We start from the raw sequence: 25,951 nt of genomic DNA, 5'->3' as shown, positions 1-25,951 counted from the left end.
CTGTAATGACAAGCTCTCAGCCCGAAAACATGCTATTATTTTTCTGATGAGGTTTTAGGAGGGGTATTTCTTGAAAAAAGGTTGGAAAGTGTTGGCCGCGATATGTTTGTCCAGCGCCCTCCTTCTGGGCTGCCAAGAAACTGAAGAGCTTGGAACAGGCACGGTCGTGGGCAATGAGAACAAAGTCGCGTTAGCCGAAGAGAGCAACCTAATGCAATTAAGTCCAGACGAATTGAAGGTGTATGCCGCCTTTAAAAAGAAATTTGATGACCGTGTGCTCAAAGAAGCCGACCCCATCATGGTCGCCAAGCTCTACTTCCATGCGATTGAAACCCATGATTACAACACGCAGTATGAACTGTTTGTTGACGATGTGGAACAAAGGGAATGGAGCAAGCAAGAGCATATGCAAATGATGAAAGAAGAAGGCCCCAAGATGGCTGAAAAGATGCGCAAGCTCTTCGCCCGGATGCAAGAAGTTAAGTTTATCGAAGTGGATCAAAAAACAGGCTATCTGGAATTTCCGGAAGAAGGGGAGAATCTGGGCCAGTTCCAGATGGTGAAGAACAAGGCCGGAATCTGGAAAGTCAAATTCCGCCCGATGCAATGGGGATACAATATGAAGTGAGGAAAGCCACGCGAATCGTGGCTTTTTTATTTTAATAAACTACTCCAGTCACACCCTTGGCACAAAAGCTCTGCTACCCGCTCCAGCGCCGTGCGGTCGGTGTCGTCGAAGCGGTTAATGACCGGGCTGTCAATATCTAGTACGCCAATGATCTGACCATCCACTTTCAAAGGAATAACCATTTCCGAGCGGGTGGCGGCGTCGCAGGCGATGTGGCCTGGGAAGGCATGTACATCTTCCACCAGCAACGTTTTTGCTTCTTGTACAGCTGTTCCGCACACGCCTTTCCCCACTGGGATGCGAATGCAGGCCGGCAAGCCATGGAACGGTCCGAGGACCAGTTCGTTTCCCTTCATGAGGTAAAATCCAACCCAGTTGACTTCACCGAGGGTATGGTAGAGGTGGGAAGCTGTATTGGACAAATTGGCCAACCAGTCCCTTTCCCCGTCAATCAGATGGACTACTTGGTTCACGATGCTGTTCAACCGGGTTTGCTTGTCTCCGGCCGCTTTTTCAAATGTGAACAATTCAATTCCTCCCAGTTATGGCATTTGTCATCAGGAAAATTCATGATAAAATAAATTATTGAGGGTTCGATTGTGCTGGAATTAGGCTTGACCATTTGATCTCGTGTCATTGTACAATGATCACTCACAAATGAAAAGGGGATGAAGTCATGCGGGATTCTCGTATTTCCAAATTGGCCAAAATACTGGTTGAACATTCGTGCAAGGTGCAAAAAGGGGAACGCGTTTTAATTGATGTTTTCGGAAAAGAGCGTGAACTGGCGCGCGAGCTGATCGCCGCTGTGTATGACGCTGGCGGTTATCCGTATGTGCAACTTCATGATGAGAAGATCACGCGTGCGCTGTTGCTCGGAACCTCTGAGGAGCACCAAGAAATCTGGGCGCGTCATGCACTCAACCAGATGAAAGACATGGATTGTTACATCGGCATCCGCGGAAGCGACAACGTTTCTGAGACGAGCGATGTGCCGGATGACAAAATGAGTCTGTATGCGCGCATGTTCAAACAGCCAGTACATAGCAACGAGCGGGTCAAAAACACCAAGTGGGTTGTGCTACGGTACCCGAACTCTTCCATGGCACAATTGGCCAACATGAGTACGGAGGCGTTTGAAGACTTTTATTTCCAAGTGTGCAATGTGGATTACGAGCGCATGGCGGAAGTAATGGAACCACTGGTGAAACGGATGGAGCAAGCAGATCAAGTGCGGATCGTCGGGCCTGGCACAGATTTGACATTCTCAATCAAAGACATCCCCGTGATTAAGTGTGCCGGGGAGTGCAATATTCCTGACGGTGAAGTGTACACGGCACCCGTTAAGGACTCGGTCAACGGAAAGATCACGTTTAACACGCCGTCCGTGTACCAAGGCGTCACCTTCGAAAACATCTGTTTCGAATTTGAAAACGGCAAAATCGTAAAAGCGAAAGCCAACGATACCGAGCGCATCAACCAAGTGTTGGATACGGATGAAGGCGCCCGCTTTATCGGCGAATTCAGCATCGGGGTCAATCCATACATCAACCACCCGATGAAAGATACGCTGTTTGATGAGAAGATCAATGGCAGCTTCCACTTTACGCCGGGTAACGCGTATGAAGATGCTGACAATGGCAACCGCTCCTCCGTGCATTGGGATCTGGTTTGCATCCAACGTCCCGAATACGGCGGTGGGGAGATTTACTTCGACGGAGAATTGATCAGAAAAGACGGGTTGTTTGTGGTTGATGACTTGATTCCGCTCAATCCGGAGAACCTAAAAAACAGCAATTCATTTTAAAAGAAGGTAGGAACTAGCACGCATGTTTTTTTGGAAGCGCAAGAAAGAAACCGAGATTTTGTCACCGCTCTCAGGACGGAAAATACCGCTGGAGCAAGTGCCAGATCAAGTGTTTTCTCAGAAAATGATGGGCGATGGCTTTGCCGTGGAACCGGATGCGGGCCTCGTGTGCGCGCCGGCGGACGGGGAAGTGATCAATCTGTTTCCAACCAAACACGCCATCGGTTTAAAAACTGCCGCAGGTGTGGAAATGCTGATCCATGTGGGAATTGATACCGTCGAATTAAACGGTGAAGGGTTTGTCGCCCATGTATCGGAAGGGGACAAAGTCAAAGCAGGTCAGATGTTGCTTGAGTTCGATATGGATTACATCAAGGAAAAAGGCAAGCCGTTAACCACACCGGTCATTTTTCCTCAACTAGCGGATTGGACCATTCGCGACCAAGTGCAGGAAAAAGTAGAAGCAGGAAAAACGGTGGCCGCCATCCTTGAACCGAAGAAATAAAATAATCGTGAATGGGGCTTCCTTCTGATATTGGGCAAGGCGAAGGAAGCCTTTATTCTGATTGCGGGGAGGGTGCCTAATGGCCTTTTTTCGAGAGAAAGAGACACGCCGGACATTGGTTCAATTGTTAAATATTCAAAGCCCCACAGGTTGTGCGCATGAGGCGATCCAATATATTGAACAGCGCATGGATGCCTTGGGTTTGCCGTGCAAAAAAAACAACAAAGGCAGTTTGATGGTGACCATAAAAGGGGAGGATGACGATGTCCATCGCTTGGTCACTGTGCATGTAGACACATTGGGGGCCATGGTGAAAGAGATCAAGGCCAACGGACGGTTGCGGTTGAGTAAAATTGGCGGATTTGGTTGGTTTTCCGTCGATGGGGCATATTGCTTTGTCAAAACGCGGTCGGGACAGGTTGTGCCGGGAACGATTTTGGCGACTCATACCTCTGTGCATGTGTATGCGGACGCCGAAGAGCAGAAACGGTCGGATGAGCATATCGAAGTTCGGCTAGACGCCAAAGTGAGCAACGCGGATGATGTGAAAGCACTGGGAATCAGCGTAGGTGATTATGTCGCATTTGATCCACAAGTGGTAGAAACAGAATCAGGCTTTATCAAAGCCCGTCATTTGGATGATAAGGCAAGTGCGGCCATTTTAATAGAATTAATGGCTGATATTAAAGAAAATAATATAAAATTACCGCATACAACGCATTTTTTCTTTAGTAATTTTGAAGAAGTGGGGTTTGGCGCCAATTCCAATATCCCTGCTCAAGTGCGTGAATATCTGGCGATTGACATGGGTGCCATCGGGGAAGGGCAGACGACGGATGAATTTTGTGTCTCTATTTGTGCCAAAGATGGAAGCGGCCCTTATCATTATGAACTGACCAGCAAATTGATCCGGTTGGCGGAAGAGCACGGAATTTATTATCAAGTGGACCTTTATCCGTATTATGCGTCCGATGGCAGCGCGGCTGTCAGAGCCGGATTTGATGTGATGCATGCATTGATCGGCCCTGGTGTGGACGCTTCCCATGCCTATGAGCGGACCCACCGAGACGCTTTGGAACACACTTATCGGCTTCTGTATCATTACTTGCAATCCGCCTCGCTTTGATGTGACGCGGTTGTGGAGAAAAACAAATCATTGAAATAAGCCTCAGTGATGAGGCTTATTTTAATTTTTCAACAAACCGTAATAAGTATTCAGTTGGAAGTGGTGCATGATGCAATAAAATGCAAATTGAGCCCTTAAAACCCCATAAAAATGCATCAACACGGGGCATGGGTTCCAGAGAGGAGTGAAGGAATTGAAACGACCTGCCAAGCGGCGCCAATGGCTGTCTGTTCCATTGCTGACTGCGATGGTGGCCATGTTGTTTCTATCGCCCAATCCGTCCGTTTTCGCGCAAAACAAAACCACTCCTGAACCGATGGGCAAAGTGAAGGAATTGGTCGAACTTCGGACGGAAAAGTCCAAAACTTATATCAAAAACGACGGAAAAACCTATGTCACGGAGCAGTACTTAGAGCCGGTTCATTATAAGAAGAACGGCACATGGATGGATATTCGGGAGCAACGCAAAGCCGAAATAAAGGCTAAAACGGCGGGGGCAGGGATGACTTATATCGAGTTGGGACATGCCACCCGCTTTGCGTTTGCCGGGATTTCCACTTCTCCTTCGCTGATCCGGTTTGAACAAGGCCCAGTAAAAGTTGATTTCGGATTGATCGATGGCAAGCGGGTAGCGGTTAGCCCATTGGATCATGGCATTCGCTATCCCAATGTGTATGAAGGGACAGATCTGGTCTACAAAGTTGGAGCTACAGGCGTCAAAGAAGAATGGGTGTTGCATAAGTACACGGGTCGATCCGTTTTTACTATGGCATTGAAAGTCAAACACGCCAAACCAAAGTTGCAAAAAGACGGTTCTATTCAGTTTATCAACGCGAAGGGACAATCGGTCTTTGAAGTTCCCGTCCCATTTATGTACGATCAGCAGGATGCTTCTTCCCACAAGGTGAAATTTGCCTTGCGTCAGCAAAATGGTGTCACTTATCTGGATATCAAAGTGGATGACAAGTGGTTGAGAGATCCAAAACGGGTTTATCCGGTGGTGATTGACCCAACAGTGGGCCTGCAAGGGGTGAATCAGACGTATGACAACCTCGTCTCCAGCAAAAACCCTACCCAAAATTATCGCTTGTATCCTTTTGTGATTACGGGTACCCACGCGGATTATGGCGTTGCGCGTACTTATCTCAAATTTGATTTGCCCGCACTTCCCACAGGAGCAAAGATTAAGGATGCTAAATTGTTTTTGCACCAATACGCCACCGCGCAAGAAGAGCAGGTGGATGTGCATCCGGTTACATCGGAGTGGATCAGCGGCGAGCTCACCTGGCAGAATCAGCCGACCGTGGGAGCCGCGGTGACCCAAACAAATGTGGCCGGTGCAGGGGAATACGCTTGGGATTTGACAGAACTGAGCAAAAACTGGTACAGCGGCACCCCTAACTATGGCATTTCTTTGCGCCATCATACGGAAAGCAATGACCGCAAATCTTTCCGCTCCAGCGATTATGTGGATGATATCACCAAAAGACCGAAGCTGTTGATCACCTATCAGGTAGATCCAAATGTCCCGATCGCCGAGCCGAAGATGGAGGCTAAATCGTATATTCTGATGGATTATCAGACAGGATTACCCCTTTTCGGTAGTCAGATGGATCAACCTCTCCCGCCTGCTAGCATGACCAAAATGATGACCGAATACATTGTGCTAGAGGAAATTCGCAACAATAAGTTGACTTGGGATGAAATGGTGCAAGTTAGCCCGCGGGTGGCGGGAATTAATGAAGCCCAGATCGATCTGGAAGCCGGCGAGTTGATGAGTGTAAAAGACTTGTTCATGGGCATGGTTGTATATTCGGCGAATGACGCTACTGCGGCTTTGGCCGAGAGGGTGTCGGGAAGCGAAACGCAATTTGTGCACCGGATGAATGAGACAGCCAAGGCATTGGGACTTAGAAACACGCATTTTCGCAATGCAACGGGGTTGGAGATGACCGATTACCCTGATCCGCCGCAAGTGGATGGGGAGCATGTGATGTCTGCGCGGGATGCTGCGATCCTGGCACGAACATTATTGCAAGAGCATCCTGAATTCACGCAGATGGTTTCCGTTTCCCAATATACGTTCCGCCCGGGGACGGAACGGGAAAAGAAAGTGGTCAACTGGAATCGCATGCTACCAGGCTTTGACCATTACTACCCTGGTGTTGACGGCTTGAAGACCGGTTCTACCCAAGCCGCTGGCTATTGCTTCACCGGAACGGCGCAACAGGAAGGGCGCCGACTGATCTCAGTTGTCATGGGTACTAGCTCTGAAGATGGCCGTTTCTTGGAGACGAAGAAGCTGTTTGATTATGGATTTAATCAATTTGAAACAGCCACTTTGTTAAAACGCGGTGAAGTGATCCAAGGAGCGAAGTTACGGGTTCCAAATGGGGACGGGCAATATGTCCCGGTCGTCAGCAAGTACGACATTCGCTTGCCGATTCACCGGGGTGAGCGAGATCAGTATGAGATTAAAGTCCGCTTCTTCACTGGCTTGAAAGCTCCGCTCAAAGCAGGGGCGATTGTCGGCGAAGCGCAAGTGTTATACCGTGGGAAGCCTTTGCAGACGATGACCACATTTCCGATCAGCATCACCCAGCGGGTCGAACCGGCAGGGCAATTGGAGAAGTTTTTCCAAAAGTTGTGGTAAACCAGTTTTGTCCAAGCCAAGGAACTGAGTCGCATACCCACCTTTGCTAAAAAGCGGAGGTGGGTTTTGCTTTGCCTCAGCCTCTTCTCTGACTTGTCAAGCTTTTCTTTATTAGGTGGGGGATATTGTTTAAAATAAGAATGATGATTAGCCTAGAGCGTGTCTGGTGGTAGCCAGCGACTCCCAGACACTCCCTGGAAAAAGCAGTAGGGGAAAGGAAACGGTGAGCCATGAATTTGGATGGAGAATTGCAACAGATCTTGCAGAATGGGACAGATGAAGAAAAGCAACTGTTGGCGCTAGCTGTGCAGGCGATCAAACAGAAGCGGGAGCGGAACAGCGCTTATATATCAGGGTTCATGGGGTTGAAAGGCCGGTTTGTGGAAGACGATGTATATGAATTTCGCGTTCCGGTAACCCCCTTCACCCTGAACAGGGCAGGAATTGTGCACGGGGGCATTACGGCGACACTGGCCGATTCGACGATTGGTTCGCTGATTAATCAGCGGTTGCCGGAAGGGTATAAAGGTGCCGTCACCGTGGAGTTAAAAGTGAATTATTTAAAACAGGGACTGGGAAAAGAGCTGATCTCTCGCGCACGATTGGTACATATGGGGTCTACTTTGGCCACGGCCACCTGTGAGATCACCAATGAAAAAAACAAATTGATCGCATTCACCACAGGGACGTTTTACATGATTAGAAAATAAGGATATGAGAGACATTCCGATGAGGGATGTCTCTCAGCTATGTTTGGGAAAGTGGGGTTTGTGGTAAATGGAATATAAATTCAAAATTTTTTATTTTATTTTTGCGGCGCCCTGCCGCTGTTCTCATATAGAGGAGGACCCCAGGGCGGCGCGGTGCCGGTCGGTTTAACCCTTTATGAAAGGATGAGCGCAGGGGATGTCGAACATCCTAGATCGTTTGCTGGATCAAATGCGAAAGGAACGCATCTTGGTCACCGTTTTCATGGGCACCGGAGTGACCGTTCGGGGGTATATTGCCGCTTTTGACCCCTTCATCGTTCTTCTTATCGATGACAAAGGTCGGCAGCAACTCATTTTTAAACACGCTATTTCCTCGATCCAACCCATGCGTTATGTTGACATTGATACAAAACAACCTGATAACTGAGCGGACGAATAAGCGAAAGGAGACATCTGCTCCCACTGGAGAGGAAGCGGATGTCTCCTTGCTTGTTACACCAGTTCCAGTTCTCTGATGTAATCGATGGGTTGCTCTTTGTTGCTTCCGTCAGCGAGATAGAGCAAGGCTGGTCCTCCTTCGCGAATTGGGCGACCGTCCTTGGCAAAACACAGAATGGCGGTGCGCGCCTGATCAAGCGTCAGGGTGACCGCCTCTTTTTGTTCACGGTGGCAGATGACTTTGGTCACCGACGCATCCGGTTCAGCCTTGTCCAAATAGGGACCCAACTCCATTGCTAATCCTTCCGTCCCTGCAATGCGATCCTCCAGTGGAAAACGGCGGTCATCCAAGATCCAAATGGAGGGGTCGAGATTGATGCGAAATGCGACATTGCCGGTGATAAGGATGATCGGACTCATGATATGCGATGCTCCTTTAAAAATCACGTGATTTGTCAGTCAGGTTGAAGCTGTTCTACTTTAACTCACGATAACAGCTTCAGTTACCTCATTATAGCAGATGTCTACCAACTCGCGCGTCAGAAAGGAGATCACGAGAAGCAGGTGAAATTATTGGAAAAGCAATGAGTGCTTGCAGCGTGCGGTTTCTCGCAAGTTCTGTTTTTTTTGCAAAGAAATGTTGATCGTGATACACTGTGTTTAGTGTAAAGTATGGGCCGTTACTTATAGACCGATCGGAACGGTCGCTGGGGGGGGTTACTTTGACCACGCCAACACAGACCGATTTAAATCTAAAAGCCTTACAACTCTTGCAAGAGGATGCGGAAAAAATCGCTCAGCTGATTTCGGTGCAATTGCAAAACCTGATGTTACCGAAGTGTCCTCTTTATGAAGAAGTGTTAGACACACAGATGTTCGGTTTGTCGCGCGAAATCGACTTTGCCGTTCGAGCTGGGCTCATCACTCGCGACCAAGGTCAGCAGATTATTCATGATCTGGAACGGAAGTTAGCAGATTTATATTCCAAAATTCTCCCGTCTTGATGGGAGTGTGAACGTATGACTCCAATCGTGGAGTCTTTTTTTGTGCAATCGGTAAAAAAACGGATTTCCCTGTTGGAAATCCGTTTGCTCATTACACCACAAAAAACACGGTGCCCAAAATCGTATATACGATCAACAGCAGAACCCCTTCATACCAGTTGGTCGATCCATCGCGTGAGATGGAGCTGGCGATAAAGGCGGACACGGCGATGGCCGCGATTTCGTATGTGCTGAAAATGATGTTCATGGGATTGCCGAACAGCCAGCTGATAAACACCAACATGGGCGCGACGAACAAGGAGATTTGCAAGCTACTGCCAATGGCGATCTCCACAGCCGCTCCAATGCGGTTTTTCAAGGCCAAGAAGACGGCTGCGCTGTGTTCGGCGGCGTTACCAATGATGGCGATCAAAAAGGCGCCGACAAACAGTTCAGACCAGCCCAGCGCTTGGGCTACGGCTTCTACGCTATGTACGAGCCATTCACTCTGCAAGGCAACAAATGCGGTGGACACGACAAGTAGCAAGATGGAGACTCCTTTGCTCCATTCTGGCTCTTCCCCCTCGACATGGTCCGGCATGCCGTCAATTTTTTCACCCAACTCTTCTTTATGGGTAACCAGAGAGAAATACAGCCACAAAAAGTAACCCAGGATGAGGGCACCGGAAATGATTAAGCTCACATTGTTAATCTTGGACGAGGGCAATTGTTGCAGGAACACTGCGGGCACAAACAGAGCGATGACGGAAAGCATCATCAAAGATGCGTTGTGACCGGCCAGCATGGGATTGAATTGCTGCGTTTTGAATTTCAAACCGCCGGCGAACAAGCTAAGTCCAAGCACCAAGAGTAAGTTCCCTATAATCGACCCGGTTACGCTCGCTTTCACCATGTCAAAGAATCCTTCTTTGACCAGGAAGATGGCGATAATCAATTCGGCGGCATTGCCAAATGTCGCATTGAGCAGGCCGCCCAACCGCTCACCGGCGTAGTGAGCCACGTTTTCGGTCGCTTTTCCCAGCATAGCTGCCCAGAATAAAAGGGACAAACAGGCTGTCGCGAATTGCAATGGTTGGTTGTGAACAGTAAAATGAACAACGGTACTGATGAGAGTGGATAAGATCAAAATTGGATAAAACCACTTTTTGTTCAAGGAAGTCACCCCTTTATCATATTGGTTGATCGACCTATTCGTTCGTCCCTCGACAAGAATAGAGAATGAATGATAATTACCACACCCAATCTAGCATACGAATTAGTGGAAAAATGTCAAATTCGATCAAAGAACGTTTGAGACGATTTTGGGCTGTTTTGGCAGGAAAACACTCGGAAAGATCGAAATAGTTCAACATGATTGATAGATGGGAAAGGGGGGGGACGATGAGCGCCAAGGTTAAGGATACGGCGATATTTATTGATTTGGAAAATGTCTATTACGGCTTAAAAAAATATCATATGGATCCCGATCATCCCGATGAAACGCACAACCTTTTCCTGAGATTGCAGGAGTATTACGGCCGGGAAGCGATCCGGATGGTTGAAGCGTATGCCGACTTTGAGCAACTGGAGATATCGATGATGAGTTTGCAGAAAAAGCGCGTTCATGTGCATCAGGTATACGGAAACGGGCGGGACGGCAAAGAGCGCAAAAACGCGGCGGACATCCAGCTATGTTTGGATGCGATGGAAGTGCTTCACCAAATCCCGGAAATCCACACGTTTGTCATTGTCAGTGCGGATCAGGACATGATCCCGCTACTCGACCGGCTGTGGTCCAAAGGGAAGCGGGTGGAACTTTTTTGTTTATATGACGAAAGTTTGTCCAGATCAGCGCAATTACATGAGTTTTGTGATAATACACACAATTTATTTGAATTTTTGAATATTCGGGAATTCCAAACGCTATCCCGGGTGGATCGGCTGATTCACAATGCGGTGGTCCAAATCTATGAGTGGTACCACGATCCCAACAACATTGGCAAAAGTTACGGAAGCACGTGGATCAAGAACGATTTCATGAGGAAGTTTCATGTGACTGATTTGGAAGCGAACGAGCTGTTCACCAAGTTACTCAAGGGCAAGTACATTGTCCCGGTGGAGATCGAAATGGATGATAAAACGTATTATGGCTATAAAGTGAATTTGTCACACCCGCAAGTGCAGTTAATGGTCAAAATCGCTGGTTACAAAGTGAGTTGACAAGCGAAAAAGCAGGCGGGGCTTTTTTTTCCCGTACAGCAGGCCGCGAACAGGCAATTTCATGTTACACTACAGGTGGGGATGCTTTGGAGCGCTTCACGAAAAGGAGGCTTCACATGGCAGAATCCAATGGAGGTTCCATACGGATCACCGACGGCGTGGTTGCGGTTATCGCCGGACTCGCGGCCGCGCAAACACAAGGGATCAGCGGTATGTCCAGTGGGATGACGGAAGGGATTAAAAAACGCGTCAGCGGCAAAGGGAACATGCGCGGGGTGCAGGTGGTTGTCCAGGACACCCAAGCCTCTATCAACCTGCGGGTGATCGTTCAATATGGATGCAGGATCAACGAGGTTTGCCACCGACTGCAACGCGATGTCAAGCAGGCCGTCGAGAATATGACAGGGCTGGAAGTGACACGGGTCAACGTGCGGGTGGATGGGGTGGAGTGGACAAAGGAAAAGCGGGGTTCGCAAACGGAGAAGTGAGAGAAGAGGGGGAATGGGTTCCGCCCTCTTTTTGTGCGTCTGAACGGATGAACGTCACGCCGTAAGCGCTTTTTCCAATTCAGCCAATTTCGCGTCCACTTCTTCTTTCAACGCGTCTGGAACTTCTGCGTTGTGATCCAGACCGTGTGGGAAAAAGTGGCGAACAAATGAAGGATGATCCAATTCTACCAACGCTTTGGGGTTTTCCAACATGTAGTTGTTGACGACTGTTCCCCGCAGGCGCAAGTAATAGTCCACGCCGTCCACTGTGTATTTTATTTCATAGGTCACTTTTTCAAAATCCCAGGTCCAGCGGATAAATTGAAGTTGCTTCATCAATTTTTCCAGTTCACGAAACTCTTTTCGAATACCTTTGGTTTTGATCTCTTGAAATATCATGGGAAATGTGCGCCTCCTTTGACTGGCACCATAGTAAGTCCTTATTAATGATAGTATGAACTTCCAGATCGCGCAACTGCAACACGCGTGACAGAAGTCCGACAACTGGCGAAAAGAAGCGTGGGATCAGCGTATTGGCGAGAGGTTAAACCAACCATTTCCATGGAGAAGGAAGGGACGGGAAAATGGAAGGATTAAAAAAAAGGGTGGCTGACCTGTTTCCGCAAATGGTTGAGTGGCGTAGGGATTTTCACCGGCATCCCGAGCTTTCGTTTCAAGAACAACAGACGCAACGCAAGTTGATTGCCTTCATGGAGTCGTGCGGACTGGAAGTAAAAACGGGTTGGGGCGGTTATGGGGTGACCGGATTATTGCGGGGGGCCGAGCCCGGTCCCACCATCGCGCTCAGAGCTGATATGGATGCGTTGCCCATCCAGGACGAGAAAATAGTCTCTTATCGCTCGCAAGTGACTGGGGTGATGCATGCCTGTGGGCATGATGGGCACATGACGATGCTGATGGGAGCGGCCCGCTTGTTGACCGAAATGCGGGATAGATTGGCGGGGAATGTATTGTTTTTGTTCCAGCATGCCGAGGAGTTGTTGCCGGGCGGCGCTAGGCAAATGATCGAAGCGGGGGTGCTGGAGGGAGTGGATGCCATTTTCGGCATTCACTTGTGGACGCCACATCCCGTCGGAACGATCAGCCTTTGTAGCGGCGAGCTCATGGCGGCGGCTGATTCGTTTGAAGTGGAAATCATCGGCAAGGGCGGGCATGGCGGCTTGCCACATGAAGCGACAGATGCGGTAGTGATTGCCGCGCACGTGATTACCCATTTACAAACCATCATTTCGCGGCAAGTAGACCCATTGGATTCGGGGGTTATCTCTGTCGGGGCGATTGAAGGTGGAAACGCGTTTAATGTTATTGCCGAGCGGTGCCGGATGAAGGGCACGGTGCGCAGTTTCAACAAAGGCGTCCGCGAAGCATTGGCCAAGCGCATGGAAGAAGTGGTTCGACATACCTGCCATATGTTTGGAGCTGATTATCAGTTTCAATATGGTTGGGGATATCCTCCGCTCATCAATCATGAAAAAGAGACGCGACAGCTGATGGAAGTTGCTCGCCAGGTGGGAACGGTTCAAGAGATGAAGCCGATCATGGGTGGGGAAGATTTCGCCTATTACTTGGAACAAATTCCTGGAGCGTTCTGTTTTGTGGGAGCAGGTAACCCCGACAAAGGGATCACCGCTCCGCATCACCATCCCCGGTTTGATATTGATGAAGAAGCATTGAAAGTGGGCACGGAGCTGTTTGTCCGCTTGATCTTGGAGCGCATTGGGCGTTAAAAGATGCCAAGTATGTCTAAAGAGAATAGGGCAATGATAAAGGGCAGGGAGGGGATCCATGATGCACAAACTGCGCGATATCATGTCCACCAATGTGACGGCGGTCAATCCGCAAGAAAACGTCTACAGTGTTGCCAGCAAAATGAGGGAACAGAACATCGGCATGGTGCCTGTCGTGGAAAACGGCCGGTTGCTGGGCGTTGTGACTGACAGAGACTTGGTGACACGCGGAATCGCCAACAAAATGCCCAACTCCAGTTCGGTCAGAGACATCATGTCCACCCACATTGTCAGCGGCACACCGGATATGACAGTGGATGAGGCGTCCCGGATCATGGCGGAAGCGCAAGTGCGTCGTCTTCCGGTTGTTGAAAACAATCAGGTGGTCGGCGTCGTTTCCTTGGGTGACCTGGCCGTCAACCAACCCTACCAGGATGAAGCGAGCCAGGCTCTCAGCGAGATTTCGGAGACGCATAACCCGCATGCATCAAATGATCTCCAATCATGATAGCAGGCTACCGGCTCCGGCTGGGGGCCTTTTTTTGTTTTTAGTGACAGAAATGGTTTGAATAATGCAGAAAAGGGATATTAGATTGGGTAAAGATGGAACGTTGCGGTTCGCAAGCGCGAACCAGCAGGAAGACGCTTGTGAACGGCGGCCAACCCAGCTTGATGGTGTAAAGAACTAGAGGAGCAAAAAAGGAAAGTTGGGGGTTTTTCAAGTGAACAAAATCTACTTAATCCGGCGCAATGAACGCGATTATATTCAAGTTGGTTCTGGCGTTTCAATGTCGTATTTGCGCAAAGAGGCGGACGAATACAGCTTGGTGCTAAAAATGGAGCCGGGGAGCCGTTTCCCTATGCATGGACATCACGGGGGCGAACAAATCTACGTGGTCAATGGACGGGTAAAAATCGGCCAGTATGAATTGAATGAAGGCGATTATTTTTTCACTCCGTTCAATCACACCCAAACGCTGGAAACAGAAGAAGGATGCAATCTGTTGGTGTGTTCAGCCAAAAAAGTGGATGCCGCGCACCATTTTTCACAAGCGGAAACAACCGCATAAAAACAAAGGGACACTCTGGACAGGGTGTCCCTTTTTTTGTGCATAAAGACAAATGGAAAACTGCACGATAAAAGAGAGGACGAGGGAATGGGAAACGATGGCCTCAAAGGAAAGGCGTTCTTGGTCAGCCTGATTGCGATCTAAGTGATGGGGACGGAGATCGCCATTATCTTTTGAATAACCGGCATGACATTCAACTTGATTACTAAATAAGGGGAAGAGAACCATGGCGAATAACAAAATCGGGCAATGCACTTGGAAATTTGCAAATCATGTTCATGTCTTGTCCAGTGCAGCCACGGTGGGCCCCATGGAAGGGGAAGGAAAGCTTAAAGATAGTTACGACCGGATTTACCCCGATTTGTACGCAGGGCAGGACACGTGGGAAAAAGCGGAGCGCACCATGATGGAAGATGCGGTGACCATCGCCATACATAAAGCCGGGCTTACAGAGCGAGAAATCGATGTGTTCTTGGCTGGGGATTTGTTGAATCAAAACATCTCCTCCTCCTTTACGGCCAAGACGAACCAAATACCGTTTATGGGTGTGTACGGTGCCTGCTCTACTTCTATGTTGTCTCTCACATTGGCAGCGGCATTGGTGGACGCAGGGTTTGCTAAGTATGCGGTAGCGGCAGTCAGCAGCCACAATTGCACTGCCGAGAAACAATATCGGTATCCCACAGAATACGGGGGGCAAAAGCCTGATACGGCGCAGTGGACAGTGACGGGTGCGGGCGCTTGTGTGGTAGGCTCGGCGCACCAAGGCCCACGGATTACCCATGCCACGATCGGCAGTGTACAGGATATGGGGATCAAAGATCCGTTTGATATGGGATCGGCCATGGCCCCTGCGGCGGCGGACACGATCCAAAAGCATTTTCAGGACACAGGACGCTCACCCAAAGATTACGATCTGATCGTCACTGGAGATCTGGCCTCCGTCGGTTTGCCCATCGCCCGCGAACTGCTGGAGAAAGCCGGCTATGTTATGGGGGAGCGTTTCCAAGATTGTGGGTTGATGATCTATACCTCGGAACAAGACACTTTTGCCGGCGGAAGTGGGTGTGCCAGCAGTGCGGTAGTCACGTACGGGCATTTGCTACATGAAATGTGTGTTGGCAAATACCAGCGGATACTGGTGGTGGCCACAGGTGCGCTCTTAAGTCCAATCTCTTACCAGCAGGGGGAATCAATCCCATGTATTGCCCATGCGGTGGTGTTTGAGAATGAAAAGGGGGGAGAACAAACAGATGCGGGAAGGTATTAAGCCAGTTTCTTATTTGGCATTGGGAGATTCATTAACGGAAGGAATTGGGGCGGAAAGCCCGACTAAGAGCTTCGTGTCCCAATTCTTCCAGCATATCAAACATTCGGATCGGTGCCATATGCGCAATTGGGGTGTATCAGGAATGACATCGGAGGAATTGTTGAGTTTGGTCAACAGCCCCGGCATGCACAAGCTATTTCCCAAAATGACCCATATTTCGGTCACCACCGGCGGATGTGACTTTATCGAGCTATACGAGCGCGGTCATTTCGGGTTGCGAGATTTGTTGAATACATCACGGCAAATCATTGATCGCGTGAAATCTATCTTATCTATTATCGTGATGAATAACCCGGCATCGAGAATTAGCCTGATGGGATTTTATCTGCCTCCTCCCGCCTATGAATGGGGATTTCAAACCAGTGCGGCGATTGTACAGATGATGAATCGCTCCTATGCCAAAATTTGTGAGGAAGTGGGTTGCCATTTTTTCAACCCCTACGATGTCTTCTTGCATCGGCAAGATTATTTTTTCGATGAAGTGCATCCCAATCAAGTAGGGCATGACGAATTGGCCAAATTGGCCATCCAAACAGTGGCCGGGGAATCCGGAACGATCCAAGCCCAAGTATGAAACAAAAAGCATCCTTGCCAAAAATCAATTTGGGGGGATGTCTTTTTATTATCAATGTGATATCATATGAATATAACAATGATAAATTTCTGAAAAAAGGAGTCGGTGACGCGTGAATAATATCAGGGAAAAAAAAGCGTTCCAAATGAACGGATTTCTCTTTCTGCTCATTGAATTGTTTTTATTGGGGGCGGGCCTTATCTTGATCTTTGGGATGGAAAGTTTGGCCTTGGGCATCATCTGCATCGCGCTGGTGCTCATCTGCGCCAACGGGTTTGGTTTAATCCAGCCCAATGAAGCCCATGTGTTAACGTTTTTCGGTCGTTATGTGGGGACGATTCGAAAGGATGGGTTTTACTGGACGAATCCGCTGGTGGGCCGCAAAAAGCTTTCTTTGCGGGTACGCAACTTTCACAGTGACAAGATCAAAGTAAACGATGCGGATGGGAATCCGATTATCATCGGTGCCGTGATTGTGTGGCGTGTAGTGGATACGGCCAAAGCGGTGTTTGATGTGGAGAACTTCAGTGCGTTTGTCGATGTGCAGAGTGAAACGGCGATTCGGGCGCTGGCTAGCCGGTATCCATATGATAGCCATGAGGAAGGCAATCCATCATTGCGCGGGGCACCAGAAGATGTAGTGGAAACATTGCGCGAGGAATTACAAGAACGATTGGAAATCGCTGGTGTGGAAGTGTTGGAAGCTCGGATCAGCCACTTGGCGTATGCGCCAGAGATCGCTCAGGCGATGTTGCGGCGCCAGCAAGCGCAAGCGGTAATCGCTGCCCGCAAGCAAATTGTCGAAGGGGCGATGGGTATGGTTAAGATGGCTTTGCAAGGTTTAGAACAGCAAGGAGTAGTGGAGTTGGACGAAGAGAGAAAAGCGGCAATGGTCAATAACTTATTGGTGGCTTTGGTCTCTGAAGGAGAAACGACTCCGGTGATCAACACCGGTTCGCTGTATTCATGAGTGCAAGTAAAAAACGCTTTCTCCTTCGGATCGATCAGCAACTCTATGACTCACTTGAGAAATGGGCAGCCGATGAATTTCGTAGTGTTAACGGGCAAATTGAGTTTTTGCTGAAGGAAGCAGTGCGTAAAGCAGGTAGGGCGCCTAAAAAGCGGACGGAAAATGGGCAGGATGAAAACTGAAAATCAACGGTTCTCTGGAGTAGAATCCAAGCAAAATCACCCCTTTATTCATAACTAGGATAAAGGGGTGATATTATGTTAGCGAATCATTGGCAGAGAGTGAACCTCGCCGATTTGACGGCTGAGCCAGCGGAAGATGCGATGGAAACGGTCAGCTGCCAAGAGAGACTGACCGCTTCCTCCTCTAAAAAAACGCGACGCCCCCGGCCATTGGTGGCGCAAACGAGCCTGACCTTGCCCTATTTCAAGGTAGAACGGGTGTTGGCGAAAGCACGGATATCCAACCAACGGCGTGCTACATCTCGCCAGATCTCTCCTTGGAACATCACCCGTGTCATCGGAAATGGACGCCCCAATCAGGGGGAAGGGGTGCGGGTGGCGATACTGGATACCGGGATCGACTTGTTGCACCCCGATTTGGCTGGCAATATCAAAGGGGGAATCAATATTGTCGAACCCAATCGCTATCCGCAGGATGACAATGGGCATGGCACGCATATCGCAGGGGTGATCGGTGCGCTGAACAATCAATTTGGTGTGGTGGGTATCGCGCCAAAGGTATCGCTGTATGCGGTAAAAGTGTTAGACCGCAACGGAAGCGGCACGATTAACAATCTGATCAAGGGGATTGAATGGGCGATTGACAATGGCATGCACATTCTCAATATCAGCATCAGCGGTGGCATGATTATTCCGCCCGCATTGGCGCAAGTAATTCAAGAGGCTACCAACCGCGACATATTAGTCGTCGCTGCCGCCGGTAACGCAGGCAATCCGTCTGGCAGCGGAGACACGGTCGAGATTCCTGCCCGCATCCCGCCCGTGATCTCGGTTGCGGCGTTGACGAGAGCCAATCGGAGAGCTTATTATTCAGCCACGGGCAAGGTGGATATCGCCGCGCCGGGTTCGCAGATTTTAAGCACGTACGCCAACCAACGGTATGCCGTACTGAGTGGCACTTCCATGGCAGCCGCTCATGTGAGTGGTGTACTGGCGGTGTATCGAGCGGCGTATCCGCGCGTGCCAGCGACGGCGCTCAAAAATCTCTTGTACGCCCGGGCAATCGATTTGCCTCCGCGCGGAGCGGACCCTTATACCGGCAGGGGATTGGTCCAAATCTAGTCTTCCGGCGACGCGGTTGGTTCGACTGCGGGCGGTAGGGGTTTGACCAAGATGCGGGTCACGCGCCTACCTTCCATTTCCTGCACGGAAAAGCGGTGTCCGTGGGCTTCAATCGCGGAGCCGGGCTTGGGTATTTCCTGCAACTGGGAAAAAAACCATCCGCCGATCGTATCATTGTCCTCATCTTCGATGGCGATGTGAAAATGTTCATTTACCTCTTCGATTAACAGTTGAGCGGAAATCGATGTTTCGTCCCCTTTTTGTTGAAAAAAAGGCCGTTCGTTGTCAAATTCGTCTTGAATCTCACCCACAATCTCCTCAACAATATCTTCAATCGTGATTAGACCCGCCGTTCCCCCGAATTCATCAATGATGAGAGCGAGTTCAGTGTGATGTTTTTGCAGGGTACGCAAGACATCTTTGATTTCCATCCCTTCGGGAACGAAAACGGGTGGACGCGCTACCTCAGTCAATACCGGAACTTTTTGGTTGACGATATCATTGTACACGTCGCGAATGTGAATGATGCCCAGGATGTCGTCTTTGTCTTTGTGACACAGGGGATAACGGGTGAAGGGGCTTTTCTGTATGATGTTCAGGTTTTCTTCCAAAGAGCGATCCCGATACAAGCAAACCATGTTCACGCGGGGAACCATCACTTCCCTGGCAATCCGGTTAGTGAAATCAAAAATATTGTCAAACAAGGACAGTTCGGTTTGGTCGATCATTCCGCTTTTATGGCTTTGTTCCACTAACATCCGAATTTCTTCTTCTGTGTGTGCTTGTTGCTGATCGGGTACCAATTCCACACCAATCCATTTCAAAATAAGGTTAGCCGCACCGTTTAAGAGCCAGATGGTCGGCTTGAAAATGACAAAAAACCAGTGCAACGGCTTGGCCGTCCATAACGCAGTAGCTTCTGCCCTGCGAATTGCCAATGACTTTGGTGCCATCTCTCCAAGGACGATATGTAGGAAAGTGATGATGGAAAAGGCGAGCACGAAGGAAACCACATGGATGAGCGGTTTGGTCATTCCCAGCCAAGCAAGCGCGGGGGTGAGCAAACGAGCCAAATAAGGCTCACCAATCCAACCCAAGCCAAGTGAAGCCAAAGTGATTCCCAATTGGGTTGCGGATAGGTAGGCATCCAGATCAGCCAATATTTTTTGCGCTGTTTTTGCACGGTGATGCCCTTCTTCGCTCAATTGTGCGATCCGGGTGTGTCTCACTTTGACAATGGCAAACTCGGATGCCACAAAAAAGCCGTTTAGCAAAACCAAAAATAGGATCATCACCATCTGTGACAAAAACGTCAAAATATCGGTAGCCAAGGAAGATTCACCCCCTTATGGATGTGTAAGTTGGTCGATGAATAGCGTGGCCAAGCCAAAATAGATCAACAAAGACAAGATATCGTTTAACGTGGTGATTACCGGTCCGGAAGCAGCCGTGGGATCAATGTTCATACGGTTGAGCAACAACGGGATCAACGTCCCGATTAAAGTGCCCAATAACAAGGTGGCAAACATGGCACCGCCGATGACCAGACCCAGACGAGGTTGATGAAAGGCTAAGGCAACCAAAAGAACGAACAAAAAACTGCAAACCATGCTTACGAGAAATCCCGCCAGCCCTTCTTGCTTTAACATTTTTGCCATGAACGAAACACCAGTCCGTTCGTGTGGGAGTCGTTGGATTATTAAGGCCAAAGATTGCGTGGCAGCATTGCCGGTCATGCCCGCTACCATCGGCATGAAAGCGGTAAGCGCTGGTACCGCGGCGATTGTCGGTTGAAATAGATTGATTAAATTGGCGGTTGCCAAGCCGATAGCCAACAATAGCATCAGCCATGGGATTCGTTTTTGCGCCGAGCGCCAAGAGGAGACGGCTTGTTCATCCAGTCCGGAAGTTAATCCTGACAGGTGCTGGATATCTTCCTCTGCTTCTTGAATCAGCACGTCGATGATGTCGTCGACTGTCACGATGCCGAGCAACCGACGAGACGGGTCAATCACCGGGAGAGCCAAGAAATGATAGCGGCTCATAATGCGGGCCACTTCTTCTTGGTCCATGTTCACCGGAACCGATATTACCCGTTCCACCATGATTTCTTCGATGGACTGTTCCGGCTCAGCCAAAATCAATTCCCTCAGTGATAAAACCCCCACCAACGTTCCATCTGATTGCTGGACATAAAGATAATAGATCGTTTCCGACTCCTCCGCTTTGTGGCGCAACAAGCTGACTGCATCTTGTACACTCGCTTTGGGATGAATGCTGACGAATTCGTCTGTCATCAACCCGCCCGCACTGTCCTCCGGATAATCGAGCAAAGCGCGAACCTTGGCCGCTTCACGGTGTTCCATTTGCGTGAGCAAGTTTGTTCGCTCTGCGCTTTCCATGCTTCCCAACAGATCGACCACATCATCCCGCGACATCAATGCCAACACGTCGGCGATTTGGTGTTTACCAAGACTGTTGATGATGTGGCGTTGCGTATGGAGATCGCATTCTTCCAATAGCGTCGCTACTTCTTCGGTTTCCAATAAGTACAAGAAACGACGCCGTTCAAATTCGTTGAGGCGGAGAAAGAACTGTTCAAGGTCGTAGGGTTGCATTTCCTCCACCAGCTGACGGAAAGCGGCTTGGTCTTTGCGCCGCAGATGGTTGAGCAGGCGTTCCGATTCCTGGGTTCCCTTATTCATTGACCTGCGCTCCTTCTCCGTTTGACATAAGACAAGCTTGGTTGGCATAGGGTGAAATGAAGAATGATTGGATAAAGGAGGATTTTTAATGCACAATCAAGCTGTTCCCCCCTATATTCGGCCTTATTATGAGGGAGCGCATGTGCATGGCACGCCGCCTCATCATCACTACCATTATCCACCCATGCCGATGACGTCGGGGTGCTGCGGTGGCCCGATGGCTCATGTTATTCCGCACCCGGTAGCGCCAATGGTTCCCATGTGGCCATGGGGAATGCCATATGCGCCGAATCCGGTTTATCAGCCAACTACTCCTATGATGCCACCAGGACAGGGAAGTTATAGGCCGCCAGGTTACTATTCTCCGGTGTGGGAATCTCCTGAATCTCCGGAATCTCCTTGGATTCGAGCTTACCGCAAGCAAGAGCAAAATCAGAAGGGGAAAGAATAGCGAAGATAAAAGGAACGGGAATAGGATGTCTTGTTTGCTGAGTAATTTGGAAAAAGATGCCTCGGTAAACGGCTTATCAGAGGGGAAACTACCGACAGAACTTTAAACAAGGAGGAAAACGCATCATGAGAATCCCCGATCTGACACCGCTTACCGATCCGGAGATATATCAACCTCCGTTGCCGGAAATCATGACTCCCCAAGAGCTCGAACCGCTCCGCCGCGAAGAACCTCACGCGCCAGAGCGGGTGAAGGAGGACTGAACACAAAAGGAACGGCCCTCGTGATGAGGGCCGTTCCTTTTGTGTGTCAGGATTTGCTCAGTCTGACTTCTACTTCGGCCGATCCGATGTTTTCCTGCAATTTGACCACTGCTTGCGGATAGCTGAAGGCTTGGGTTACCATCATGCCTTCTTTGGGCGGGATCTCTGTCGCGTTCACTATGATACGCGATCCTTGTTTGATGATACGATTCACCCGCACATCATAGCCGCCGGTCGGGCGCTCGCCGATGCTGACAATGATATGGTCACCAGAAACCACTTTGGCTGTGGCTTCGTGGGCGCGCCATTGTTCTCCTTCCCGTTTCACATTCTCAGGGATTTGGTCTGGTTTCAACTGGGTGAAAGGCAACGATTTTTCATTATCCATAGGTGATCCTCCTGAAGGTGGGGCATGATTCGTGCATCCAATGACAAACATCATGATAAGCAAGGGGAACCAAAACCAACGAAAAAAGGTTTTCAAGGGTATTCCTCCTTATATACCAAGAAATTTATATACTATAAGACGGTTTTCCTGCATGGGTTGTTGCGTAGTTCTCATGCCCACCCACCGCACATGGGTTTTCATGGAAACGGGCAAGCTATGAGCGAGTGGAGGGAGTTAGATGAACCAAGAACAGCGACCATTTATTATCCATAGTGATGGGACGATTTTTGTGGAAAGGCGGCACCCGGACATCGTTCGCCTGTGCCGCGAATTGCGGATGCTGGCTTATCAGGTGAAAGAGACAGAGCAACTTTTCATGTTTCGACTGAACATCGATTCGGCCAGAGTGCGCCGTGCTACCGAGGAACGGACAGCGGAAGCTTGGATTCATTGGCTCCGTCAGCATAGCAAATTGCCAGTGCCATCGCAAATTGCGCAGCGGATCAAAAAGGAATTTGCATCGACTCCATCGCCACCGTTTCCGGAGCCAAAAGAATTTCTTGATATAAACCTGGAGAGTTCGTCGCGCTTTGCCGATTTGCGCGATTATCAGCGACAGGCGGTGGAGGCTTACCTCGGATTGGCCCGTCAGGAGGGGGGTGGGATTATCCTGTTGCCTTGCGGTGCAGGTAAAACGGTGGTCGGCTTGGGAGTGATGGCCAAACTGCAAACGGAAACCCTGATTCTGGCCCCTAATGCAACTTCAGTCAAACAGTGGGAGCGGGAATTGTTGAACAAAACGACGTTGCGCGCGACGGAGGTGGGAACATATACCGCAGACCGGAAACAGATTCGCCCAGTCACCGTGACAACCTACCAGATGTTGACTCATCGAGATGTTCAAGAAGATACATATCCGCATTTACAGGCTTTGTGTCAACGGAATTGGGGGTTGGTGATATACGATGAAGTGCACATGTTGCCCGCGCCCGTGTTTCGCCTGACTGCTGAATTACATGCGGCGCGCCGCTTGGGATTGACGGCGACACTGATACGTGAAGATGGTAAGCAGAATGAAGTTTTTTCTTTGATCGGCCCATTGGCATACCAATGTTCATGGAAAGACTTGGAGCGACAAGGTTGGATTCGGGAGGCTGTATGCCGTGAGATGCGCATCCCCATGCCAGCAGATGCCGAGCGTGCTTACCAGATGGCAGATAAGAAACAACAGGTGCGAATCGCTGCCGAAAACCCAGCCAAACTGGAGGCTATCGCTCGCTTGCTGGCGTTGCACGAAGGTGAGCAGATGTTAATCATCGGCCATTATTTGCGGCAATTGGAAGAGATCGCCGGTCGGTTTGGCTTTCCGCTCATCACGGGGCGCATGCCGCAAGCGTTGCGGGAGGAATGGTATGAGAAGTTTCGTTCGCGGGAAATCCCTGTGCTGGTGGTGTCCAAAGTGGCAAATTTAGCAGTGGATCTTCCTTCTGCATCAGTCGGCATCCAAGTATCAGGCACGTATGGTTCCAGGCAGGAGGAAGCGCAACGGCTTGGTCGTGTTCTGCGAAGTTCGTCCTCTGGGGGTAAAGCCTATTTTTATCAGCTTGTGACAGAGAATACGGTAGAGGAAGAATATGCATGGCGGCGGCAGTGCTTTTTGGCGGAACAAGGATATCGCTATGAATTGGTTGAGTTGGAGGGATGGATGAATGGCACAGGAGCTTAGCCATTGTCTGAATCAGTTGTCAGATGGTGCGGTGGCTCAGATCGGTTTGCAATACGGGTGCCAAACGCGCAACGAACTGTGCCGCGCATTGCTCCAGGTGTCTCATTTTACTCAAGCGTGGGAGCAATTGGACCAGGTGGAGCGACAGGTGTTTCTATCGTTTCTGTTTGCCGCACGCGCGGGTGCTATTCCAGAAAGGGAAGGAGAAGTATGGGCGCGGGAGCACCGTCTCTCCCACTCGGCATGGCAGAGAGCGCTGGTGGGTTTAAGACACCGGGGCTGGATTTATGCCTTTCGGGATAAACATCGGCAACGCATCTATGTATGCCCTTTGGAAATCAGGCAATTGCTGAGTCGCGTTCTGTTTAAAGAGGATGGGGAGCCATGGCACAGGAAAGGGAATGTATCGGTTGAGGGAGAGCCCAGCTATGGATTGGGACAGGCGCTGTTTCATTTGTTAGCCCGATTGGAGCAGGAACCTTGGCGCCTGACGCGGACAGGAGGTATTCATAAGACAGATGCGCAAAAAATGGATGTGGAGTTGGGGTTGGATTCAGAAGCCCTGCGCTACACGCCTTGGTGGGGAACGGAGATGCCTCCTTGGGTAGCCTTTTTGCTCGATCTGGGTCGGCAGCTTGGGTTGATTGTGGAGGACGGGCACATCCTTACCGTTGATGCCAGTAGTTGGTGCCAATGGACGGATCAAGATTGGGAAGAATGGATGAACGGATTGTATTGGGAGGCACGAGAGTTGCTCTCGCAGCGGATTCCTGGTTTGGAGGCCGACTTTCTCCTGATGGAAGAAGTGGAGCCGCGCCAGTGGTTGCCATTGTCGCAATGGAAGGCAATAAAGCGGTGCTGGTACAGGGAAAAAGGGCGCAAGGCGCGGGAGGAAGAAGAACGGTTGGACGCGTTTGTCGCCGTGATGGCATCCGCCGGATGGCTGGAGATGGGTTTGACGAAATCGGGGGAACGGTGTGTACGGCTGACGGAGATGCCGCCATGGCAACAAGCCCCGCTTCCGGAGATGCCAATATATGTCCAACCGGATATGGAACTGATCGTGCCCGGCCATTTTCCACCGTCCCACCGTAGGCAGTTGGAGAAATTGGCTGATTTTATGGGAGGCGAACAAGTGCTGTTTTATCTGATTACGGAAGAGTCTTTGCACAGGGCGCGACGGCATGGCATGACCACCGAGCAGCAACTTGATTTTCTGGCAACCTGGAGCGGCCAACCGGTTCCGGAGGGGGTGGCGAGAAAAATCCGTGACGAAGCCAAGCGATCCCCGCTTGTTTTTCGCGAAACGCTGGTTCAATATGCCTTACCCCTGTCCCTGCCGCGAGAGCGGATTACTCCGCATTTGTCCGCATGGCAAGCGGTGCTGATGGAGGACGGACGGCTACTTGTTCCGCAAACGAAGACAACAGCGGTGGATCGTTGGCTGACTGAGGCCGGATTGGAAGTGGTAGAGCGAAAGCCGGAAAGCAGGGAGTCCGCCGAAAACGACGCGCGCGCGACAGGGGGGCACGATCGCATGCGCGATTGGCAAATAGAGGAGGAGCTGCCTGATCCCGATGCCGTTTCCCGGGGGCTCGAACATCTACCTAAGCTCTGGTGGAGCGGAATGCGCGCCTACCGGTTGCCGATGAAGCGGGAATTATTGCAACACGGGATTCATGGCGGCTTGCGTGTCAAAGTGGAGTGTGGCGGAGAAAGACAAGTGTTATATCCGCTTCGTATCGAGGAGCGTTCCGGTGATTGGTGGCTGACAGCGGAGCACAGCGGGCGTGAAGTGCAGTTGCCGCTGGCACAGCTGGAGAAACTCCAACTCATCGACGAATGAGAGCGGGCGCAGAGGATG

29 protein-coding genes are annotated in these 25,951 nt (G+C 50.0%); 22 read left to right on the top strand and 7 right to left on the bottom strand.

All coding sequences use genetic code 11. The features are described 5' to 3' along the window. Positions 1 to 70 precede the first annotated feature (70 nt). Positions 71 to 628, top strand: coding sequence for a hypothetical protein (locus tag EDC32_RS13105; protein ID WP_132222808.1), 558 nt, complete (start codon positions 71 to 73; stop codon positions 626 to 628). A 26-nt stretch (positions 629 to 654) separates the two neighbouring features. Here EDC32_RS13105 and EDC32_RS13100 read toward each other — a convergent pair whose 3' ends face one another. Continuing rightward, on the bottom strand, positions 655 to 1,155 hold the full coding sequence (locus tag EDC32_RS13100; RefSeq protein WP_132222806.1) for a GAF domain-containing protein: 501 nt from the start codon (positions 1,153 to 1,155) through the stop codon (positions 655 to 657). A gap of 149 nt (positions 1,156 to 1,304) precedes the next feature. On the opposite strand from EDC32_RS13100, the gene EDC32_RS13095 reads away from it, so the two are divergent. The 6 genes from EDC32_RS13095 to hfq all read left to right on the top strand — a co-directional run bounded on the left by EDC32_RS13095 (position 1,305) and on the right by hfq (position 7,856). Next, positions 1,305 to 2,435 (top strand): aminopeptidase, encoded by a 1,131-nt coding sequence (locus EDC32_RS13095; protein ID WP_132222804.1) that lies wholly within the window; start codon positions 1,305 to 1,307, stop codon positions 2,433 to 2,435. Positions 2,436 to 2,457: 22 nt separating this feature from the next. Further along, entirely contained in the window at positions 2,458 to 2,940 is a 483-nt protein-coding gene (locus EDC32_RS13090) for a PTS sugar transporter subunit IIA (protein ID WP_022736852.1), read from the top strand. A gap of 79 nt (positions 2,941 to 3,019) precedes the next feature. Beyond that, positions 3,020 to 4,066 (top strand): M42 family metallopeptidase, encoded by a 1,047-nt coding sequence (locus EDC32_RS13085; RefSeq protein WP_132222802.1) that lies wholly within the window; start codon positions 3,020 to 3,022, stop codon positions 4,064 to 4,066. Positions 4,067 to 4,259: 193 nt separating this feature from the next. Then, on the top strand, positions 4,260 to 6,719 hold the full coding sequence (locus EDC32_RS13080) for a DNRLRE domain-containing protein (protein WP_132222800.1): 2,460 nt from the start codon (positions 4,260 to 4,262) through the stop codon (positions 6,717 to 6,719). Between the two features lie 230 nt (positions 6,720 to 6,949). Further along, positions 6,950 to 7,429 (top strand): PaaI family thioesterase, encoded by a 480-nt coding sequence (locus EDC32_RS13075; protein ID WP_022736849.1) that lies wholly within the window; start codon positions 6,950 to 6,952, stop codon positions 7,427 to 7,429. Between the two features lie 196 nt (positions 7,430 to 7,625). Beyond that, on the top strand, positions 7,626 to 7,856 hold the full coding sequence (gene hfq / locus EDC32_RS13070; RefSeq protein ID WP_132222798.1) for an RNA chaperone Hfq: 231 nt from the start codon (positions 7,626 to 7,628) through the stop codon (positions 7,854 to 7,856). Positions 7,857 to 7,921: 65 nt separating this feature from the next. On the opposite strand, the gene EDC32_RS13065 is transcribed toward hfq, so the two are convergent. Further along, positions 7,922 to 8,287 carry a hypothetical protein gene (locus tag EDC32_RS13065; protein WP_102993134.1) on the bottom strand — a complete coding sequence of 122 codons (366 nt, stop codon included), beginning with the start codon at positions 8,285 to 8,287 and terminating at the stop codon, positions 7,922 to 7,924. Between the two features lie 302 nt (positions 8,288 to 8,589). Between EDC32_RS13065 and EDC32_RS13060 the strand changes: the two genes are divergently transcribed. Next, positions 8,590 to 8,871, top strand: coding sequence for an Fpa/YlaN family protein (locus EDC32_RS13060; RefSeq protein WP_022736846.1), 282 nt, complete (start codon positions 8,590 to 8,592; stop codon positions 8,869 to 8,871). 91 nt (positions 8,872 to 8,962) lie between these two features. Here the strand turns inward: EDC32_RS13060 and cax are convergent, their stop codons facing one another. Then, complete coding sequence (gene cax, locus EDC32_RS13055; protein ID WP_132222796.1) at positions 8,963 to 10,024, bottom strand: calcium/proton exchanger; 1,062 nt, start codon at positions 10,022 to 10,024, stop codon at positions 8,963 to 8,965. Positions 10,025 to 10,251: 227 nt separating this feature from the next. On the opposite strand from cax, the gene EDC32_RS13050 reads away from it, so the two are divergent. After that, positions 10,252 to 11,070 (top strand): NYN domain-containing protein, encoded by an 819-nt coding sequence (locus EDC32_RS13050; protein ID WP_022736844.1) that lies wholly within the window; start codon positions 10,252 to 10,254, stop codon positions 11,068 to 11,070. 116 nt (positions 11,071 to 11,186) lie between these two features. Continuing rightward, positions 11,187 to 11,558, top strand: a complete 372-nt coding sequence (locus EDC32_RS13045; RefSeq protein ID WP_132222792.1) for an Asp23/Gls24 family envelope stress response protein — start codon at positions 11,187 to 11,189, stop codon at positions 11,556 to 11,558. A 54-nt stretch (positions 11,559 to 11,612) separates the two neighbouring features. On the opposite strand, the gene EDC32_RS13040 is transcribed toward EDC32_RS13045, so the two are convergent. After that, positions 11,613 to 11,957, bottom strand: coding sequence for a YugN family protein (locus EDC32_RS13040; protein WP_022736842.1), 345 nt, complete (start codon positions 11,955 to 11,957; stop codon positions 11,613 to 11,615). A 185-nt stretch (positions 11,958 to 12,142) separates the two neighbouring features. On the opposite strand from EDC32_RS13040, the gene EDC32_RS13035 reads away from it, so the two are divergent. From EDC32_RS13035 to EDC32_RS13000, 8 genes are all read left to right on the top strand, one after another. Beyond that, on the top strand, positions 12,143 to 13,306 hold the full coding sequence (locus EDC32_RS13035) for a M20 metallopeptidase family protein (protein WP_132222790.1): 1,164 nt from the start codon (positions 12,143 to 12,145) through the stop codon (positions 13,304 to 13,306). Positions 13,307 to 13,364: 58 nt separating this feature from the next. Further along, the gene (locus tag EDC32_RS13030; RefSeq protein ID WP_022736840.1) at positions 13,365 to 13,814 is read left to right on the top strand and encodes a CBS domain-containing protein; all 450 of its coding nucleotides are present in this window, start codon (positions 13,365 to 13,367) and stop codon (positions 13,812 to 13,814) included. Between the two features lie 214 nt (positions 13,815 to 14,028). After that, positions 14,029 to 14,376 (top strand): cupin domain-containing protein, encoded by a 348-nt coding sequence (locus tag EDC32_RS13025; protein ID WP_132222788.1) that lies wholly within the window; start codon positions 14,029 to 14,031, stop codon positions 14,374 to 14,376. Between the two features lie 226 nt (positions 14,377 to 14,602). Next, the gene (gene spoVAD, locus EDC32_RS13020) at positions 14,603 to 15,646 is read left to right on the top strand and encodes a stage V sporulation protein AD (RefSeq protein WP_132222786.1); all 1,044 of its coding nucleotides are present in this window, start codon (positions 14,603 to 14,605) and stop codon (positions 15,644 to 15,646) included. Next, positions 15,630 to 16,280, top strand: a complete 651-nt coding sequence (locus tag EDC32_RS13015) for an SGNH/GDSL hydrolase family protein (RefSeq protein WP_158283375.1) — start codon at positions 15,630 to 15,632, stop codon at positions 16,278 to 16,280. Before spoVAD ends, EDC32_RS13015 begins: the two co-directional genes overlap by 17 nt. Before the next feature lie 121 nt (positions 16,281 to 16,401). Continuing rightward, entirely contained in the window at positions 16,402 to 17,250 is an 849-nt protein-coding gene (locus EDC32_RS13010; RefSeq protein WP_132223018.1) for an SPFH domain-containing protein, read from the top strand. Further along, complete coding sequence (locus tag EDC32_RS13005) at positions 17,247 to 17,432, top strand: type II toxin-antitoxin system antitoxin (RefSeq protein ID WP_022736833.1); 186 nt, start codon at positions 17,247 to 17,249, stop codon at positions 17,430 to 17,432. Before EDC32_RS13010 ends, EDC32_RS13005 begins: the two co-directional genes overlap by 4 nt. Before the next feature lie 75 nt (positions 17,433 to 17,507). Next, the gene (locus EDC32_RS13000; protein ID WP_132222782.1) at positions 17,508 to 18,554 is read left to right on the top strand and encodes a S8 family peptidase; all 1,047 of its coding nucleotides are present in this window, start codon (positions 17,508 to 17,510) and stop codon (positions 18,552 to 18,554) included. On the opposite strand, the gene EDC32_RS12995 is transcribed toward EDC32_RS13000, so the two are convergent. Beyond that, entirely contained in the window at positions 18,551 to 19,852 is a 1,302-nt protein-coding gene (locus tag EDC32_RS12995; RefSeq protein WP_132223016.1) for a hemolysin family protein, read from the bottom strand. The genes EDC32_RS13000 and EDC32_RS12995 overlap by 4 nt on opposite strands. Positions 19,853 to 19,900: 48 nt before the next feature. Further along, the gene (mgtE, locus tag EDC32_RS12990) at positions 19,901 to 21,259 is read right to left on the bottom strand and encodes a magnesium transporter (protein WP_158283374.1); all 1,359 of its coding nucleotides are present in this window, start codon (positions 21,257 to 21,259) and stop codon (positions 19,901 to 19,903) included. Positions 21,260 to 21,347: 88 nt separating this feature from the next. Here mgtE and EDC32_RS12985 point away from each other — a divergent pair, with 88 nt between their 5' ends. Then, positions 21,348 to 21,710, top strand: coding sequence for a hypothetical protein (locus EDC32_RS12985; protein WP_132222778.1), 363 nt, complete (start codon positions 21,348 to 21,350; stop codon positions 21,708 to 21,710). Positions 21,711 to 21,835: 125 nt separating this feature from the next. Then, positions 21,836 to 21,973, top strand: a complete 138-nt coding sequence (locus EDC32_RS16425) for a hypothetical protein (protein ID WP_158283373.1) — start codon at positions 21,836 to 21,838, stop codon at positions 21,971 to 21,973. 46 nt (positions 21,974 to 22,019) lie between these two features. Here EDC32_RS16425 and EDC32_RS12980 read toward each other — a convergent pair whose 3' ends face one another. Beyond that, a complete protein-coding gene (locus EDC32_RS12980) occupies positions 22,020 to 22,361 on the bottom strand; it encodes a protease complex subunit PrcB family protein (RefSeq protein WP_158283372.1) in 342 nt (113 codons plus the stop codon). Positions 22,362 to 22,599: 238 nt separating this feature from the next. Between EDC32_RS12980 and EDC32_RS12975 the strand changes: the two genes are divergently transcribed. Together EDC32_RS12975 and EDC32_RS12970 are read left to right on the top strand one after the other, a co-directional pair. Beyond that, complete coding sequence (locus EDC32_RS12975) at positions 22,600 to 24,087, top strand: DEAD/DEAH box helicase (RefSeq protein WP_132222774.1); 1,488 nt, start codon at positions 22,600 to 22,602, stop codon at positions 24,085 to 24,087. Then, positions 24,071 to 25,933, top strand: coding sequence for a helicase-associated domain-containing protein (locus EDC32_RS12970; protein WP_132222772.1), 1,863 nt, complete (start codon positions 24,071 to 24,073; stop codon positions 25,931 to 25,933). Before EDC32_RS12975 ends, EDC32_RS12970 begins: the two co-directional genes overlap by 17 nt. Positions 25,934 to 25,951: the final 18 nt, after the last annotated feature.

The sequence above is a fragment of the Laceyella sacchari genome (genome assembly GCF_004343255.1).
GTDB lineage: Bacteria > Bacillota > Bacilli > Thermoactinomycetales > Thermoactinomycetaceae > Laceyella > Laceyella sacchari.
The sequence above is the reverse complement of the archived record's forward strand: the minus strand, read 5'-3'. Positions and strand labels throughout refer to the sequence as shown.

What these genes read in the sequence shown, in the direction of transcription:
- EDC32_RS13095 (WP_132222804.1), top strand. Translation starts at nt 1,305, where the DNA reads ATGCGGGATTCTCGTATTTCCAAATTGGCCAAAATACTGGTTGAACAT.
- EDC32_RS13090 (WP_022736852.1), top strand. Translation starts at nt 2,458, where the DNA reads ATGTTTTTTTGGAAGCGCAAGAAAGAAACCGAGATTTTGTCACCGCTC.
- EDC32_RS13085 (WP_132222802.1), top strand. Translation starts at nt 3,020, where the DNA reads ATGGCCTTTTTTCGAGAGAAAGAGACACGCCGGACATTGGTTCAATTG.
- EDC32_RS13075 (WP_022736849.1), top strand. Translation starts at nt 6,950, where the DNA reads ATGAATTTGGATGGAGAATTGCAACAGATCTTGCAGAATGGGACAGAT.
- hfq (WP_132222798.1), top strand. Translation starts at nt 7,626, where the DNA reads ATGTCGAACATCCTAGATCGTTTGCTGGATCAAATGCGAAAGGAACGC.
- EDC32_RS13065 (WP_102993134.1), bottom strand. Translation starts at nt 8,287, where the DNA reads ATGAGTCCGATCATCCTTATCACCGGCAATGTCGCATTTCGCATCAAT.
- EDC32_RS13050 (WP_022736844.1), top strand. Translation starts at nt 10,252, where the DNA reads ATGAGCGCCAAGGTTAAGGATACGGCGATATTTATTGATTTGGAAAAT.
- EDC32_RS13045 (WP_132222792.1), top strand. Translation starts at nt 11,187, where the DNA reads ATGGCAGAATCCAATGGAGGTTCCATACGGATCACCGACGGCGTGGTT.
- EDC32_RS13040 (WP_022736842.1), bottom strand. Translation starts at nt 11,957, where the DNA reads ATGATATTTCAAGAGATCAAAACCAAAGGTATTCGAAAAGAGTTTCGT.
- EDC32_RS13035 (WP_132222790.1), top strand. Translation starts at nt 12,143, where the DNA reads ATGGAAGGATTAAAAAAAAGGGTGGCTGACCTGTTTCCGCAAATGGTT.
- EDC32_RS13030 (WP_022736840.1), top strand. Translation starts at nt 13,365, where the DNA reads ATGATGCACAAACTGCGCGATATCATGTCCACCAATGTGACGGCGGTC.
- spoVAD (WP_132222786.1), top strand. Translation starts at nt 14,603, where the DNA reads ATGGCGAATAACAAAATCGGGCAATGCACTTGGAAATTTGCAAATCAT.
- EDC32_RS13015 (WP_158283375.1), top strand. Translation starts at nt 15,630, where the DNA reads ATGCGGGAAGGTATTAAGCCAGTTTCTTATTTGGCATTGGGAGATTCA.
- EDC32_RS13005 (WP_022736833.1), top strand. Translation starts at nt 17,247, where the DNA reads ATGAGTGCAAGTAAAAAACGCTTTCTCCTTCGGATCGATCAGCAACTC.
- EDC32_RS13000 (WP_132222782.1), top strand. Translation starts at nt 17,508, where the DNA reads ATGTTAGCGAATCATTGGCAGAGAGTGAACCTCGCCGATTTGACGGCT.
- EDC32_RS12995 (WP_132223016.1), bottom strand. Translation starts at nt 19,852, where the DNA reads ATGGTGATGATCCTATTTTTGGTTTTGCTAAACGGCTTTTTTGTGGCA.
- mgtE (WP_158283374.1), bottom strand. Translation starts at nt 21,259, where the DNA reads ATGAATAAGGGAACCCAGGAATCGGAACGCCTGCTCAACCATCTGCGG.
- EDC32_RS12985 (WP_132222778.1), top strand. Translation starts at nt 21,348, where the DNA reads ATGCACAATCAAGCTGTTCCCCCCTATATTCGGCCTTATTATGAGGGA.
- EDC32_RS16425 (WP_158283373.1), top strand. Translation starts at nt 21,836, where the DNA reads ATGAGAATCCCCGATCTGACACCGCTTACCGATCCGGAGATATATCAA.
- EDC32_RS12980 (WP_158283372.1), bottom strand. Translation starts at nt 22,361, where the DNA reads ATGGATAATGAAAAATCGTTGCCTTTCACCCAGTTGAAACCAGACCAA.
- EDC32_RS12975 (WP_132222774.1), top strand. Translation starts at nt 22,600, where the DNA reads ATGAACCAAGAACAGCGACCATTTATTATCCATAGTGATGGGACGATT.
- EDC32_RS12970 (WP_132222772.1), top strand. Translation starts at nt 24,071, where the DNA reads ATGGCACAGGAGCTTAGCCATTGTCTGAATCAGTTGTCAGATGGTGCG.